At 69.4% G+C, this 14,127-nt stretch carries 16 protein-coding genes; 3 read left to right on the top strand and 13 right to left on the bottom strand.

The features are described 5' to 3' along the window. Nucleotides 1-127: 127 nt before the first annotated feature. Nucleotides 128-1,003: an SAM-dependent methyltransferase gene (locus ACFXIV_RS01930; RefSeq protein ID WP_379395327.1), complete on the top strand. Its 876-nt coding sequence runs from the start codon at nt 128-130 to the stop codon at nt 1,001-1,003. Between the two features lie 34 nt (nt 1,004-1,037). Here the strand turns inward: ACFXIV_RS01930 and ACFXIV_RS01925 are convergent, their stop codons facing one another. After that, nucleotides 1,038-2,366: a PLP-dependent aminotransferase family protein gene (locus ACFXIV_RS01925; RefSeq protein WP_379395329.1), complete on the bottom strand. Its 1,329-nt coding sequence runs from the start codon at nt 2,364-2,366 to the stop codon at nt 1,038-1,040. A gap of 63 nt (nt 2,367-2,429) precedes the next feature. Between ACFXIV_RS01925 and ACFXIV_RS01920 the strand changes: the two genes are divergently transcribed. Both ACFXIV_RS01920 and ACFXIV_RS01915 read left to right on the top strand, forming a co-directional pair. Then, on the top strand, nt 2,430-2,915 hold the full coding sequence (locus tag ACFXIV_RS01920; protein ID WP_354840086.1) for a PaaI family thioesterase: 486 nt from the start codon (nt 2,430-2,432) through the stop codon (nt 2,913-2,915). Between the two features lie 69 nt (nt 2,916-2,984). Beyond that, nucleotides 2,985-3,233 (top strand): hypothetical protein, encoded by a 249-nt coding sequence (locus ACFXIV_RS01915; protein WP_379395331.1) that lies wholly within the window; start codon nt 2,985-2,987, stop codon nt 3,231-3,233. Between the two features lie 29 nt (nt 3,234-3,262). Here the strand turns inward: ACFXIV_RS01915 and ACFXIV_RS01910 are convergent, their stop codons facing one another. The 12 genes from ACFXIV_RS01910 to ACFXIV_RS01855 form a co-directional block, all read right to left on the bottom strand. Beyond that, the gene (locus ACFXIV_RS01910) at nt 3,263-4,147 is read right to left on the bottom strand and encodes a hypothetical protein (protein ID WP_379395333.1); all 885 of its coding nucleotides are present in this window, start codon (nt 4,145-4,147) and stop codon (nt 3,263-3,265) included. Nucleotides 4,148-4,322: 175 nt separating this feature from the next. Further along, a complete protein-coding gene (locus ACFXIV_RS01905; protein WP_379395335.1) occupies nt 4,323-4,922 on the bottom strand; it encodes a TetR family transcriptional regulator in 600 nt (199 codons plus the stop codon). A 15-nt stretch (nt 4,923-4,937) separates the two neighbouring features. After that, on the bottom strand, nt 4,938-5,939 hold the full coding sequence (locus ACFXIV_RS01900; RefSeq protein WP_379395337.1) for an NADP-dependent oxidoreductase: 1,002 nt from the start codon (nt 5,937-5,939) through the stop codon (nt 4,938-4,940). 10 nt (nt 5,940-5,949) lie between these two features. Beyond that, nucleotides 5,950-6,273 carry a putative quinol monooxygenase gene (locus tag ACFXIV_RS01895; protein ID WP_379385604.1) on the bottom strand — a complete coding sequence of 108 codons (324 nt, stop codon included), beginning with the start codon at nt 6,271-6,273 and terminating at the stop codon, nt 5,950-5,952. 43 nt (nt 6,274-6,316) lie between these two features. Further along, entirely contained in the window at nt 6,317-7,546 is a 1,230-nt protein-coding gene (locus ACFXIV_RS01890) for an acyl-CoA dehydrogenase family protein (RefSeq protein ID WP_379395339.1), read from the bottom strand. A gap of 50 nt (nt 7,547-7,596) precedes the next feature. Then, nucleotides 7,597-8,715, bottom strand: a complete 1,119-nt coding sequence (locus ACFXIV_RS01885; protein ID WP_379395341.1) for an acyl-CoA dehydrogenase family protein — start codon at nt 8,713-8,715, stop codon at nt 7,597-7,599. Beyond that, on the bottom strand, nt 8,712-9,899 hold the full coding sequence (locus ACFXIV_RS01880; RefSeq protein WP_379395343.1) for an acyl-CoA dehydrogenase family protein: 1,188 nt from the start codon (nt 9,897-9,899) through the stop codon (nt 8,712-8,714). Before ACFXIV_RS01880 ends, ACFXIV_RS01885 begins: the two co-directional genes overlap by 4 nt. 18 nt (nt 9,900-9,917) lie before the next feature. Next, nucleotides 9,918-10,370: a MaoC family dehydratase gene (locus ACFXIV_RS01875; RefSeq protein WP_379385610.1), complete on the bottom strand. Its 453-nt coding sequence runs from the start codon at nt 10,368-10,370 to the stop codon at nt 9,918-9,920. Between the two features lie 34 nt (nt 10,371-10,404). Beyond that, nucleotides 10,405-11,166 (bottom strand): 3-oxoacyl-ACP reductase FabG, encoded by a 762-nt coding sequence (gene fabG, locus ACFXIV_RS01870; RefSeq protein WP_379395345.1) that lies wholly within the window; start codon nt 11,164-11,166, stop codon nt 10,405-10,407. Nucleotides 11,167-11,203: 37 nt separating this feature from the next. Continuing rightward, nucleotides 11,204-12,193 (bottom strand): NADPH:quinone oxidoreductase family protein, encoded by a 990-nt coding sequence (locus ACFXIV_RS01865; RefSeq protein ID WP_379395347.1) that lies wholly within the window; start codon nt 12,191-12,193, stop codon nt 11,204-11,206. A gap of 10 nt (nt 12,194-12,203) precedes the next feature. Further along, nucleotides 12,204-12,956, bottom strand: a complete 753-nt coding sequence (locus tag ACFXIV_RS01860; RefSeq protein WP_379395348.1) for an SDR family oxidoreductase — start codon at nt 12,954-12,956, stop codon at nt 12,204-12,206. A 323-nt stretch (nt 12,957-13,279) separates the two neighbouring features. Further along, a complete protein-coding gene (locus ACFXIV_RS01855; RefSeq protein WP_379395350.1) occupies nt 13,280-13,921 on the bottom strand; it encodes a TetR/AcrR family transcriptional regulator in 642 nt (213 codons plus the stop codon). Nucleotides 13,922-14,127: the final 206 nt, after the last annotated feature.

The raw sequence follows: 14,127 nt of genomic DNA, 5'->3' as shown, positions 1-14,127 counted from the left end.
ATCAGATCGATCGCGGACAGGATATTCGACGCTGTGAATTGCAGCCAGATGATGGATCCGTGGTGGATTCCGGCTGACTTCGCGCGGCGGAATGACCTTGTGCGCCCGCGTGAGTACGTTGGCGGATATGCGCACCGAAGGTGATTCCTGGGATATCAAGACCAGTGTTGGATCCACGGCATTGTTCGTGGCGGCTGCCCGGGTGCTGGGTGGCCGCGCGATCGATGCGCCGGCGCACGATGAGTTCGCCGAGCTGTTCGTGCGGGCCGCGGGCGGGGAATGGGCCGAGCTGCTGGCGGGCCGTTTGCCCGAACACCCGCTGCTGGCACCCGAGTTCGGGGTGCAGTTCCAGCAGCATCAGATCTCTCGCACCCGATATTTCGACGATTACATGGCCGCCGCCTCCTATGCGGGGGTGCGTCAGGTGGTGATTCTGGCGGCCGGCCTGGACTCGCGCGCCTACCGGCTGGCGTGGCCGGACGGCACCGTGATCTACGAGCTCGACCGCCCGCAGGTGCTCGACTTCAAACGGGACACGCTCGCCGCCGCCGGGCACCGGCCCCGCGCCGAACGGCACGAGGTGGCGGTCGATCTGCGCGAAGACTGGCCGAAGGCCCTGCGCGACAGCGGATTCGATCCCGCCGCGCCGACCGCGTGGCTGGTGGAGGGCCTGCTGATCTATCTGACACCGGCTGCGCAGGACCAGCTCTTCGACGCCATCGTGGGGCTCAGCGCGCACGGCAGCCGGGTCGCCATCGAGCAGATGGATCCGCTGCCCGCGGAGTCGGTCGCCGAGATGACCGGGGAGGGCGAGACCGGCGCGGACTGGGTGGACATGATCTACAACGAGCCGCGCAGCGACGCCACCGAATGGTTCACCGCCCGCGGCTGGACCGGTGAGCGCGTCAATCTCACCGACTACATTCACGACCTCGGCGGCACTCCGCCCGACAATCCGCGACAGCAGTCGCTGATCAATCTGGTCACGGTCATCCGGCCCTGACCCGGCTCGACCCGGATCTCGCGCGGTCCTGGTGTCACAGTGGCACGCTGTCCAGGGCCGCGCGCATTTCCGCGAGCACCTGCGGAAGTTCTTCCGGGGCAGGTGATCCCAGCGCGATGCGCAGCCCGTGCGGCACGTGCGCGGTGGTGGCGAACGCCTCGGCAGTGCAGACGCGAATGCCGCGCCGGGACAGTTCGGCGGCGATCCGGTCCATGCGCTGGTCCGGATCGATGGGCAGCCACGCGAAGAACGAGCGCGGGTGGGCGATCGGATTCCGATCGCCGAGCTCCCGGTGCAGGATCCGCTGATGCTCCTGCGCGGCAACGCGACTCGCCTGTTCGAGAGTGTCGACGGTGCCGTCGGTGAGCCAGCGGGTGGCCAGGGCGCTGGTCAGCCCGGGCGGACCGGCCATGGTGGCGCGGAGGATGCGGGCCAGGGCGGGCGCGGCCACGGGCGGGTGGACCAGCATGCCGAAACGCAGTCCGGCCGCGACGCTCTTGGACAGGCTCGACACCCAGAAGGTGCGCTCCGGGGCGGTCGCCGCCAGCGGTGGCGGGGCCGGATCGGCGAGAAAGGCGTAGGCGGCGTCCTCGATCAGGAACAGATCATGCTGGCGCGCAACGGAAACGAGCGCTCGCCGGCGGTCGCTGTCGATCACCCAGCCGAGCGGATTGTGCAGGGTCGGCATCGTATAGACCGCGCGCACCGGCCTTTTCGCACACAACAGTGCCAGGGCGTCGGGGTCCGGGCCGTTCCCGGCCGCCGGAACCGGTGCGAGTGTGAGCCCGTGCGCCTGGGCCAGCAGCTTGAATCCGGGGTAGGTGAGCTCGTCCACGGCGATCACGTCGCCGGGTGAGAACATCGCTCGCACAATCAGATCCAGCCCGTGCTGCGCCCCGGCGGTCACCACCACCCGCGCCGGATCGACCTCGATCCCCCGCCGCCCGAGGAACCCGGCGACTGTCGCGCGATCGTGCGGCCGCCCGCCCGGCGGCTGCTGCCGCAGCAGGGCGTCCAGATCGCCGGAGGCCGCCAGCTCGCGTAAACCCGTGCGCAGCAATTCCTCCCGACGCGGCGACAGCGGCTGGGTGAAGGCCAGATCCGCCCACACCGTCTCCGCGCCCGGCCCGTACGCGGCCGCGGCCAGCCGCACCGACCGATCGCGCACGAAGCTCCCCCGCCCCGGTTCGCCGACCACCAGCCCCGCCCGCTTCAGTTCCGCGAACACCCGGGTCGCGGTGGCCACCGCGATACCGTGCTCGGCGGCCAGCTGCCGATGCGTCGGCAGGCGCTGTCCCGGCGCCCAGCGCCCGTCCCGGATCTGCCCGGCGAGGGCGGCGGCGACATCGGTGTAGGTCCGCATCGTCCGACTGTACCTAGGACAATTTCTTGATCGTCCTGACCCGGCGTCCTACCGTCCGTTCCCATGACGATCGCGACCACCGAAGTGCCCGTCCTGGACTACCTGCGCGCGCAGCTCGACGGCACCGGGACCGACGGCCTGACCTGCCAATTCCATTACCCCACCGCCATTTCCCGTACCCTGGGCATCCGGCTGGTGGCCATCGACCCCGGCCGCGCCACCGTCGAGATGGACACCGATCCCGCCCGGCACGGCAACCAGCAGGGCACCGTCCACGGCGGCCTGCTCACCGAACTGGCCGATGCCGCCATCGGCACCGCCCACTCCACCGTCGTGGGTCCCGGCGAAACGTTCACCAGCATCGATCTCCGCGCGGTCTTCCTCCGCCCGGTATGGCAGGACACGCTGCGCGCCACCGCCTTCCCCACCCACTCCGGCCGCACCATCACCCACTACCAGTGCGATATCACCCGCGCGGACGGCAAGCCGGTCGCCACGGTGACCAGCATCGTCACCACCCTGCGAGGCGAACGCTCCCACGGCCGCTGAGCATCGGAGAATCCTGCCGAGTATCGGAGAATCTATAGCGGCGGCCACGGCCCGATGGAGGACCTCGCGGTGAACGCCGACGGCAGGTCACCGTTCGCCGGATACCGGGTGGCAGCGTTCACCAATGCCGAAGAGACACAGGCCGGATTCGCCGACAAGGCCGAATGGCTCCTCCAGGACCGCCTCATCGCCTTGGGCGTCGACTACCGCGAAGCCGAGCCCTTCGCCCCGCACATCGAGGTGGACCGCAACCTCTGCACCGGCCAGAACCCCGCCTCCTCGGTCCCGCTGGCCGCAGAACTGCTGAAGGCGCTCTGACCGAATTTCAGATCCCCGGACCGCCGGCCTTACCGAACCGTGTCGCGGTAGCGTTGTGACAGCATGGGCGGGAAGGCGAGGTCGGCGTCCATGATGCGAATTGTCAAGGCCGAGGCGAGTTTTCGCAGGCGTTCGCAGCCGTCCGGCCCTATCGCCTCGTAGGGGTGGGTCGACAGTTCGTCGGTGCGGGTCTCGATCGCTGCGCGGCGCGCGGAGCCGTGGGTGCTCAGGGTGAGATCGCGATCGGTCAGCCAGTTGCGGTCGCGTAGTGCGGCCACCCCCTCGGCCCAGTCCTGTTCGGTCCAGGATCGGCTGATACGCAGGACTTCCGGCGGGATCTCGCCGGTGGCGGCGTGGGTGATCAGGGCTTCGAGGCCGCTGAGGCCTTCGGTCAGGAGGAGGGCGACGTGGCCGTCGCCGCGGAATTCTCGCAGCAGGGTCTGTGCGTGCCAGAGCACGAGATGCGGTTCGGCGGGCCATGGGAGGGCCGCGTGTGCCGCGAACAGGGGGCGTCCGTGTGCGCGGTCGCAGGCGCGTTCGGCCGCCTGCCGCGCCAGGGTGGCGGCCTCGCGTACTTCCGGCCCGTCGACGTCCACGCCCCACGCCTGCCGCAGTGAGCGGTCGGCGGCTGCCAGCCGGGCATGGAGAATGTCGGTGGGAGCGGCGATGTTCCATGCGGCGGGCAGCACCGCGCGGACCGCCGCCGGATTGAAATTGAAGAAGGTCGCGATGGTGACCTCGGCCGGCACCGGCCCGAAAGCGGCCGAGCGGGACGCGAAATACATCATGCGCGGATCGGTGATACCCAGCTCCCGATACACCTGCGGCCCGTGCGGGCTGAAGTAGATCATGCCGTGCACCGGTTCCAGGGCGCGGTAGGTCAGTCGGGCGGTGGCGGGGGAAAGCGTGCTCACGAGATCGCTCCCATGTCTCATTGCGTGGAGGACGCCGGACCCGGCTGTCGCCGTGCGGCGCTCGCAGCGCGACGGCCGGATGTGACGTGCGTCATCACATGCTTACCCGAATCCGATGTCGGCTTCAAGGGTGGAGCGGAACGGGTGAAGAACAGAAAATACTATGTGGCGCAGGCTATTTGCGTGCGCCGACGATCCGCAGGGCCAGATCCACGTAGTAGTCGCCGATCTCCTCGGGCGACAGCGGCCCGCCCTCCCGGTACCAGCGCGCGAGGTCGATGCCCAGCGAGAGCAGCGCCACCGCCGCCATGCGCGGATTCGGGTTGTCGAACACGCCCGCGTCGACCCCGCGTTCGATCAACTGCCGCATCTCGGTGTCGATGACGTGGCGGATCTCTTTGATCTCGCGCTGATGCTCGGGGCTCAGCGCGGCGAGTTCGTAGTTGATGACCCGGGCGACGGTGTGCGCGCGGGCGTGGTGAATCGCGAATTGCCGGATGACCGCGACCAACTGCTCGACCGGGTCGCCCGAGGCGGCCACCGCCTCCCGCATCCGCTCGAGCGTGTCCAGGTGCCCGGTGTGCGAAACCTGGTAGAGCAGCTCTTCCTTGGAGCGGTGGTGAACGTAGATGGCCGCCGTGCTCAGTCCCGCGATCGAGGTGATGTCGCGCGTGGTGGCGCCGTGGAAGCCGCGCTCGGCGAAAGCGGCGACCGCGGCGTCCAGTAGTCGGGCCCGCGTCTCGTCCGCGCGCGAGCGATCCTCTGATTCGGTCACCTGAACAGTCTTACATCAGAGCGCGAGCACCAGTTTTCCGGTGTTGCCGCCGGTGAACAGCAGATTCAGCGTCTCACCGAAATGCTCCACCCCACCCTGCACGACATGCTCCCGGCTCTTGATCCTGCCCTCGGTCAGCCACTTCGCGATGTCCGCCACCGCCTCGCCGTAGCGGTCGGCGTAGTCGAAGACCACGAAGCCGGTCATGGACGCCCGGAACACCAGCAGCGACATGTAGCGCGACGGCCCGGGCCGCAGCTGGTCGTCGTTGTAGGCCGCGATCGCCCCGCACAGCACGATGCGGGCCCCGCGACGCAGATTGGCCAGCGCCGCATCGAGAATCTCACCGCCGACATTGTCGAAGTAGATGTCGATGCCCTTCGGCGCGAGCTCCCGCAGCCGCTGCAGCACGTCCTCACCGCGGTAGTCGATCGCGGCGTCGAAACCGAATTCCTCGGTGAGCAGCCGGCACTTCTCCGCCCCGCCGGCGATCCCGATGACGGTGGCGCCCTTGGCCTTCGCGATCTGGCCGACCACACTGCCGACCGCGCCCGCCGCCGCCGAGACCACCACGGTCTCACCGGCTTTCAGCTTCCCGACCTCCAGGAGCCCGAAATACGCTGTCATGCCGGGCATTCCGAGCGCACCCAGCCAGGTCGGCCCGGGCGCGACGCCCAGGTCGACATGCTGCACGCCGCGGCCGTCACTGATCGCGTACTCGGTCACTCCGAAGGTGCCGCTCACGGTGTCGCCGACGGCGAAATCGGGGTGGGTGGATTCGACGACGGTCGCGATGTCCAGCGACCGCATCACTTCGTCCAGCCCGACCGGTGGGAGGTAGGAGCGCACGTCGTTGAGCCAGCCGCGCATGGCCGGATCGAGCGAGATGAAGTCGATCTTCACCAGGATCTGCCCCGCGCCGAGCGGGGGCAGTTCCTCGGTGGTCACCTTCCAGGTGCCCACGCCGGGCAGTCCGGTGGGACGCTGGGCCAGCCGTACCTGCTGTGTCTTCGTCATGGGGGTCTCCTCAGATCGCGCCCTGGTCGGGGTCGCCGGCGGGCAGCGGTTCGAAGACCTGCACGTCCGGCGGTGCCGCGAGAGCGTTGGCCAGGGCCGTGCCGACTTCGCGCAGAGCCGCGCCCTGGCCGTGTTCGCGCAGCGCGTCCCGGGACGCCCACTTCTCGATCATGACGAACTGCCCGGGGTTCTTGGCATGCCGGTGCAGCGCGTAGCGCAGGCAGCCGGGCTCGGCGTGCACGGCCGGAGCGGCCGCACGCAGGGTCTTCTCGACCAGGTCTTCCTGGCCGGGCTTGGCGATCATGGTCGCGACGACGACGCAGGGATCGGCCATGGGATCCTCCTCGGAGAATGGATGGTGTCGAAACTCGTTGCGGTTACCCGCGTTTGCCCCACTCGGGGTCGCGGCGGCGCAGTTCCCACTGCGCGATGGAACGCTTGTGCACCTCGTCCGGTCCATCGGCCAGGCGCAGGGTGCGCAGGTGGGCGTACATGCTGGCGAGCGGGAAGTCGTCGGAGACGCCACCGCCGCCGTGCACCTGGATGGCGCGGTCCACGACCTTCAGCGCGACATTGGGCGCCGCCACCTTGATCGCCGCGATCTCGGTGCGCGCGGCCTTGTTGCCGACGGTGTCCATCAGGTGCGCGGCCTTGAGCGTCAGCAGGCGGGCCATATCGATCTCGATGCGGGACTCGGCGATCCAGTCCTGGATATTGGCCCGATTCGCCACCGGCTCACCGAAGGTCACGCGCGACTGCGCACGGTCGATCATCAGATCGAGGGCCCGCTCGGCCATGCCGATGGCGCGCATGCAGTGGTGGATGCGACCCGGACCCAGGCGGGCCTGGCTGATCATGAACCCGTCGCCCTCACCGGCGAGCAGCGCGGTCCTGGGCACCCGCACGTTCTCGAACAGCACCTCGGCGTGCCCCTCGCGGTCCTGGTAGCCGAAGACCGGCAGGCCGCGCTGCACGGTCACACCCGGGGCGTCGATCGGGACCACCATCATCGACTGCTGGCGGTGCGTGGCCGCGCTGGTATCGGTCTTGCCCATGACGATGAGGACCTTGCAGTTCTTGTGCAAGGCATTGGAGGTCCACCACTTCCGGCCGTTGAGCACGTAGTCGTCGCCGTCGCGATCCATGCGCAGCTGGATATTGGTGGCGTCGGAGCTCGCGACCGCGGGCTCGGTCATGGCGAACGCCGACCGGATCTCACCGTCCAGCAGCGGGCGCAGCCACTGCTCCTTGTGTTCGGGTGTGCCGAAGAGGGTGAGCACCTCCATGTTGCCGGTGTCGGGGGCGGCACAGTTGGTGGCCTCCGGCGCGAGATGCGCACTGCGGCCCATGATTTCGGCCAGCGGCGCGTACTCCAGGTTGGTCAGGCCCGGGCCCCACTCCGGATGCGGGTGGAAGAGGTTCCACAGCCCCCGCTTCTTGGCCTCGGTCTTGAGCTCCTCGACGATCGGCGGCTGGAAGTGCGGGTCCCCGGACTCCGCCATCTGCTCCTCGTACACCGCCTCGGCCGGGTAGACGTGCTCGTCCATGAAGGCGAGTAGATCGTCCCGGTAGCGCTGGGCCCGATCGGTCATGTCGAACATGCTCACTCCTCGAAATAGTCTGTGCCGCGCAGGCGAAACTATACTTGAACCCGGATTCAACTTCGTTTTCCGGCGGCCGAGCCGAGGTCGGCCAGTTCGGCCAGCACCGCGCGGTGCCGGCCGGGACTGCCGAGCCCGAGCTGATCGGCCTTGGCGCGCTTGAGATACAGATGCACCGGATACTCCCACGTCATGCCGATGCCGCCGTGTAATTGGAGCGCTTCTTCGGCGGATGTCACCGCGACGTCCGCGCAGTAGGCCGCGGCGACCGCGGTACCCACGGCGGCGTCGGGATCGCCCGCAGCGATCGCGCCCGCCGCGTAGTGGGCACTGGCGGCCGCCGCCTCGACCTCCACGAACAGGTCGGCGAGACGGTGTTTGAGCGCCTGGAATCCGCCCACCACGCGGCCGAATTGGCGGCGCATCTTCAGATAGCCGACGGTCGCCTCGAGGCACCACGCCGCGATACCCGCCTGCTCCGAGGCCAGCAGCGCCGCGCCGGTTTCCAGCGCCGTCCGCAGCGCGGCCGCTCCCCCGTCGGCCGGGACCACGAGCTGACCGGGCGCGGCGTCGACCACGACATCGGCCAGCGGCCGGGTCATATCGAGCGAGACCACCGGCGTCACCGTGGCTGCAGCCACCGGCACGGCGTGAATCTCGGTGCCGGAGACGGTGTCGACCGCGGCCAGCAGCACATCGGCGTCCAGGACGCCCGCGACGCTGGTCACGCTGCCGGACAGGCGGCCGTCGGCATCCTTCCGGAAGGACGGGACCACGTCCGGCGCGGCGGCGGTGAAGGGCGCGAGCAGCGCTACTGTCACCGCACCGTCGGCGAGCTGCCCGATCAGGTCGGAATCACCGGCGAGCAGCACGGTGGCGGCGATGACGCTGCTGGTGAGAAACGGTACGGGCGCGACGGACCGCCCCAGTTCTTCCAGCACCACCGCCGCGTCGCGAGCGGAGCCGCCCGCGCCGCCACGCTCCTCGGGGACGAGCAGTCCGGCCAGCCCCAGGTCCCGCGCCAGCGCTTTCCACAATCCCGGCGTCAGCGACCGATCGCCCGCATAGGCCCGCGCGACCGCCGCCGGATCACATTGGGCCGCAAGCAGATCGCGCACCGCGTGCCGCAGCGCCGCCTCGGTGTCGGTATCGAGCAGCAGGATGTCGTCGCTCATCGGGCCAGGTCCTTCCAGGCGGTGTCCTTGTCCCCGCGCGCCTCGGCGGGCAGGCCGAGGACCCGTTCGGCGACGATATTGCGCAGGATCTCGGACGTGCCGCCCTCGATCGAATTGCCCTTGGCGCGCAGGTAGCGGTAGCCGGGCCCGCGGCCGGCGAAGTCGACACGGTCGGGCCGCACCATGGTCCAGTCGTCGTAGCGCAGGCCGTCCTCGCCGAGGATCTCCAGTTCGAGACCGGTCAGCTGCTGGTTGGACCGCGCGAAAGCCAGTTTGAGCGCGGAACTTTCGGGCCCCGGCTGACCGGCGGAGGTCCGCTGCCGCATGCGCGCGGCGGCCAGCCGCCCGGCTTCGGCCTCGACCCACAGCCGCAGCAGCCGGTCGTGCAGTTCCGGCGTGTGCCGGTCCGGATTCTCCCGCCAGGTGCGGGTGACCGCGGCGAGCACACCGCTCTCCCGCGGCACCGCGCGCCCGCCGATGGCCGCCCGCTCGTTGTTGAGGGTGGTGGTGGCGACGCGCCAGCCCTCCCCCACCCCGCCGAGGCGTTGGGCGTCGGGGATGCGGACGTCGGTGAGGAAGACCTCGTTGAACTCGGCCTCGCCGGTGATCTGGCGCAGCGGCCGCACCTCGACGCCGGGATGGCGCATATCGCAGATGAAGAAGGACATACCCGCGTGCTTGGGGCGGTCCGGGTCGGTGCGCGCGAGCAGGATCGCCAGATCGGCCTTGTGGGCCACCGACGTCCACACCTTCTGCCCGTTGACGATCCAGTCCCCACCGTCGCGGACGGCCCGGGTGCCGACCGCCGCCAGGTCCGATCCGGCGCCCGGCTCACTGAACAGCTGGCACCAGATCTCCTCGCCGGTCCACAGCGGACGCAGGTAGCGCTGCCGCTGTTCCGGGGTGCCGTGGATGGCGATGGTGGGCGCCGCCATCCCGAGGCCGATGCCGTTGAGTTCGGCCTGATGACCCGGAGCTCCCGCCTGTTCGAACAGCTCGTCGACGAACAGCTGGAGGTCGCGGTCGGCGCCGCGGCCGCCCAGCCCGACAGGGAAGTACACCCAGGCCAGTCCGGCGTCGAAGCGGGCGCGGTGGAAGGTCACCGGGTCGGTGGTGGCCGGATCATGCTCGGCCAGTAGGGATTCCACCCGCCGGCGCAGGTCGTCGCGAACCGTATCGCTCATCGGTCGTGCTCCTTCGTCTCAGGGCACCAGCAGGGAGACGGCTTCGGCGACGCAAGCCGGCTTGGCCGCACCGTCGATCTCCACGGTGACCCGGCTGACCGCCTGGAACCCCATGCTCGCCGGCGTCAGCGACACCAGTTCCACCCCGGCGCGCAGCCGCGAGCCCACCGGGACCGGGGACGGGAAGCGAACCTTGTTGGCCCCGTAGTTGACTCCCATCGACAGCCCCTCGACGGTGTACACGCTCGCGGTGAGCATGGGCAGCAGCGACAGGGTGAGGAAGCCGTGCGCGATGGTCGTCCCGAACGGACCGGCGGCGGCCCGTTCCGGATCGATGTGGATCCACTGGTGATCGCCGGTCGCGTCGGCGAACCGGTCGATCTGCTCCTGGGTCACGGTGTGCCAGTCGCTGTAGCCGAGATGGGTGCCGACTGCCTTCTCCAGTTCGGGCAGCCCCTGGAATACCCGCATTGTTCGCGTCCTTCCGTTCGATTCCGTTGCGCGGCTAGTTCTTCGGCCCGCCGGCCACGTAGATGACCTGTCCCGACACGAATCCCGCGCCCTCGCTGGCCAGGAACGACACCGTGTGCGCGATGTCCTCGGGCTTGCCGGAGCGGGCCACCGGGATGGTGGAGATGACCGCCTGCCGGAAGTCGTCGAACGAGACGCCCATGCGCTCGGCGGTGGCCTGGGTCATCTCGGTTTCGATGAAGCCCGGTGCGACGGCATTGGCGGTGACGCCGAACTTGCCGAGCTCGAAGGCGAGGGTCTTGGTGAAGCCCTGCAATCCGGCCTTGGCGGCCGAGTAGTTGGCCTGGCCGCGATTGCCCAGCGCCGAGGTGCTGGACAGGCTGACGATGCGGCCGAAGCCCTGCTCGATCATGTGGCGCTGGACCGCCCGCGTGCACAGGAACGCGCCGCGCAGGTGCACGCCCATGACCGCGTCCCAATCCGCGACGCTCATCTTGAAAAGCAGGTTGTCGCGCAGGATGCCCGCATTGTTGACCAGCACGGTGGGCGCGCCCAACTCGGCGGCCACCCGGTCCACGGCCGCGGTCACGGCCTGCTCGTCGGACACGTCCGCGCCGACGGCGAGGGCGCGGCCGCCGGCCGCCTCGATCTCCGCGACGACCGGTTTGCAGGCCTGCTCGTCGAGATCCAGGACGGCGACGGCCATTCCGTCGTCCGCCAGTCGCCGTGCGATCGCGGCGCCGATGCCCCGCGCCGCGCCGGTCACGACCGCTACCCGCGGTGTCTGCGTGCTCACGATGTTCTCCTCTGTGGTGCGATCAGGTCGGTGTCGATCAGGCCGAGGGCGTGCAGACCACGCGCCCGACGGTCTTGCCGTCGGCGAGGCGCTGGACGCCATCGGCGATGTCCGCCAAGTCGAGTCGTTCGCTGACCAGGGGGCGGATCGCGCCCGCGGTGGCCAGCCGGGTCAGCTCGCGGTGGCAGTCGGCGACCGCGGCCGGGTCGTAGGCGTTGTAGAGCCCCCAGTGCAGGCCGACGATCGAATAGTTCTTGACCAGTGCGTGATTCAGTGCGGCGCTCTGGATGTCGCCGCCCGCGAAGCCGACGACCAGGATGCGGCCCTCGAAGGCGATGCACTTGGTCGAGCGGGTGTAGGTGTCGCCGCCGACCGGGTCGTAGACGACGTCGGCGCCGCGATTGTCCGTGACCCGCTTGACGACCTCGACGAAATCCTCACTCCTGCGGTCGATCACGATGTCGGCGCCGAGCGCGCGGGCGTACTCGGCCTTCTCGGGCCCGCCCACCACGCCGATGACGCGGGCCCCGGCCGCCTTGCCGAGCTGGACGGCGGCACTGCCGACCCCGCCCGCGGCCGCGTGCACCAGCAGGGTCTCCCCCGCCTGCAGCGCGGCACGGCGATGCAGTCCGAACCATCCCGTCTGGTAACCGATGAACAGGGAAGCGGCCTCCGCATCGTCCAAAGCGGTTGGCGCGGTGAAGGTCTGGGCCGCCTCCAGGACCGCGTACTCGGCGAAACCGCCGTACGGCAGCGAGCTGCCGCCGAGCACGCGGTCACCGACCGCGATCCCGGTGACCTCGCCACCCGTGGCCACGACCTCCCCGCACAGCTCGACGCCGGGCGTGAACGGCAGCGGCGGCTTCACCTGGTACAGGCCGCGGCACATGAGCACGTCGGGGAAGTTCGCCGCCGCGCCGGTGACCCGCACGACCACCTGACGTGGGCCGGGTTCGGGGCGCTCCACGGTGTCGAGCCGCATCACCTGTGCAGGTTCGCCCAGTTCGTGGACCCGCCAGGCCCGCATGTCCGCCACTCTAGACGCCCCCGGTCAGCGTGAGACCGCCGTCCACCACGAGCAGCTGGCCGGTGAGCCAGGCCGCGTCCGCGGAGAGCAGGAAGGCGACCACGCTGCCGATGTCCTCGGGCACGCCCAGCCGCTTGAGCGGGTAGGCGGCGGCGATCTGCTCCTCGCGGCCCTCGTAGAGCGCGGTGGCGAACTTCGTCTTCACCACCGCCGGCGCGACGGCGTTGACGCGGATGTCCGGGCCGAGTTCGACCGCGAGCTCCTGGGTGATGTGGGTCAGCATCGCCTTGCTGGAACCGTAGAAACCGATGCCGGGCGCGGGCTTGAGCCCGGCGACCGAGGAGACGTTCACGACCGCACCGCCATGGTCCTTCATCCACGCCCGGTAGGCGTGCTGCACCCACGACAGGGCGGCAAGGCAGTTGACCTCCACGATCTTTCGGGCCGCGTCGAGATCGAGCTCCACCATCGGCCCGAACACCGGATTGATCCCGGTGTTGTTCACCAGCAGGTCGGCACTTCCGAAGGTCTCGACTGCCCGCTCGAGGGTCTCGGCCTGATGCGCGGCATCGTCGGCGCGCCCCGCCACGGCCAGCGCCTTCGACGGCCCGCCCAGCGCCGCGACGGCCTCGTCGAGCGCCTCCTGCTTGCGGGCGGTGATCACGACCTTGGCGCCCTCGTCCACCAGGCGCTGCGCGATACCGAGGCCGATACCCCGGCTGGCGCCGGTGACAATGGCGGTCTTGCCTTCGAATCTGTTCACGGACAGGTCCTTTCAGGTCGCCCGTGGCCACGGCGGTCTCGCGCCGCGACCCGGGGCCGACCCCGAGCGGGGAACTTACTAAGCGCTTATTTTCTTCCGCCACCTTGCGCCAAACTCCCGTCGCGGTCAATACCGCCGAGGGGGTCGAACTCCTGTGATACGGCACACAGTGCGCTCGAAAGCCGAGGTCATGCAGGAGAAAACGACACGAACTCGAACCCGGATTCATATTCTCGGACCCTCGCGGCAGCTACCGCCACGATCCGCGCAGGCGGGGTCGCGAGCCATCAGGCGGGGTCGCGAGCCATCAGGCGGGTCGCTAGCTATTCGGACTTCACCTGCAGGGCATTGACCCACAGCTGGGTCAGGGTGCCGACCAGTTTCTCGAAGGCGATGCGCTGGTGCTGGACGAAGACCATGTAGGCCATACGGCTGACCATCACCGACAGCGCCTGAGCGGTGATCAGCGGATCGAGATCCGCGCTGGCCTGCCCGGATTCCTGCAGTTCGCGGATCATCCTGGCATTGCGCTGGATGAAGGCACGGTTGCGTTCCAGGCGCAGCGCGCGGAAGTTCTCGTTGATCTGGGTGACCTCTTCGAACACCCCCATCAGGCGCGCATTGCGCTTGTAGGCCAGCAGGTATTCCCGGTTGGCGGCCTCGACGAGCTCGCGCGGGTCGGTGACGCCGGTGCGGGCCCGCACGTGCGGGTGCAGCATTTCCTCCTGCACCTCCTCGACGACGGCGGTGAAGATCTCTTCCTTGCTGTCGAAGTAGGTGTAGAACGAGCCGGCGGCGGCGCCCGCGGCCTTGGAGATGTCGGCAATCCTGGCGTCGAGGTAGCCGTCGCGTTCGAATACCTCGCGCGCCCCGGCGATGAGGGCGGCACGGGTGCGCTCTCCGCGCTTGGTGCGCGGGGGCACCCGGCGAGGCGCGGCCTGGCGGTCGATGGGTTCGGACGTCACGGCGGATCACTCACTCGGTCACGGGGACGGCTGCCGATTGCCACCGTATCACCGCGTATACCAGCACATATCGTCCCACGCCGACGGCCTTCGACCCGCTCGCTCGCGCGGCCGGAACGACGGCCGACCGTCATTGAAGTTGACACCGGATTCAGATATGGTCGCGCACAGGGTCGTGACGCCGCTCACTCCGACCCCGTCTCATC

Origin of the sequence: Nocardia sp. NPDC059236 (assembly GCF_042754085.1) — a bacterium.
Taxonomy (GTDB): Bacteria; Actinomycetota; Actinomycetes; order Mycobacteriales; family Mycobacteriaceae; genus Nocardia.
The sequence above is the reverse complement of the archived record's forward strand: the minus strand, read 5'-3'. Positions and strand labels throughout refer to the sequence as shown.

What these genes read in the sequence shown, in the direction of transcription:
- ACFXIV_RS01925 (WP_379395329.1), bottom strand. Translation starts at nt 2,366, where the DNA reads ATGCGGACCTACACCGATGTCGCCGCCGCCCTCGCCGGGCAGATCCGG.
- ACFXIV_RS01920 (WP_354840086.1), top strand. Translation starts at nt 2,430, where the DNA reads ATGACGATCGCGACCACCGAAGTGCCCGTCCTGGACTACCTGCGCGCG.
- ACFXIV_RS01895 (WP_379385604.1), bottom strand. Translation starts at nt 6,273, where the DNA reads ATGGCCGATCCCTGCGTCGTCGTCGCGACCATGATCGCCAAGCCCGGC.
- ACFXIV_RS01885 (WP_379395341.1), bottom strand. Translation starts at nt 8,715, where the DNA reads ATGAGCGACGACATCCTGCTGCTCGATACCGACACCGAGGCGGCGCTG.
- ACFXIV_RS01865 (WP_379395347.1), bottom strand. Translation starts at nt 12,193, where the DNA reads ATGCGGGCCTGGCGGGTCCACGAACTGGGCGAACCTGCACAGGTGATG.
- ACFXIV_RS01880 (WP_379395343.1), bottom strand. Translation starts at nt 9,899, where the DNA reads ATGAGCGATACGGTTCGCGACGACCTGCGCCGGCGGGTGGAATCCCTA.
- ACFXIV_RS01875 (WP_379385610.1), bottom strand. Translation starts at nt 10,370, where the DNA reads ATGCGGGTATTCCAGGGGCTGCCCGAACTGGAGAAGGCAGTCGGCACC.
- ACFXIV_RS01900 (WP_379395337.1), bottom strand. Translation starts at nt 5,939, where the DNA reads ATGACGAAGACACAGCAGGTACGGCTGGCCCAGCGTCCCACCGGACTG.
- ACFXIV_RS01930 (WP_379395327.1), top strand. Translation starts at nt 128, where the DNA reads ATGCGCACCGAAGGTGATTCCTGGGATATCAAGACCAGTGTTGGATCC.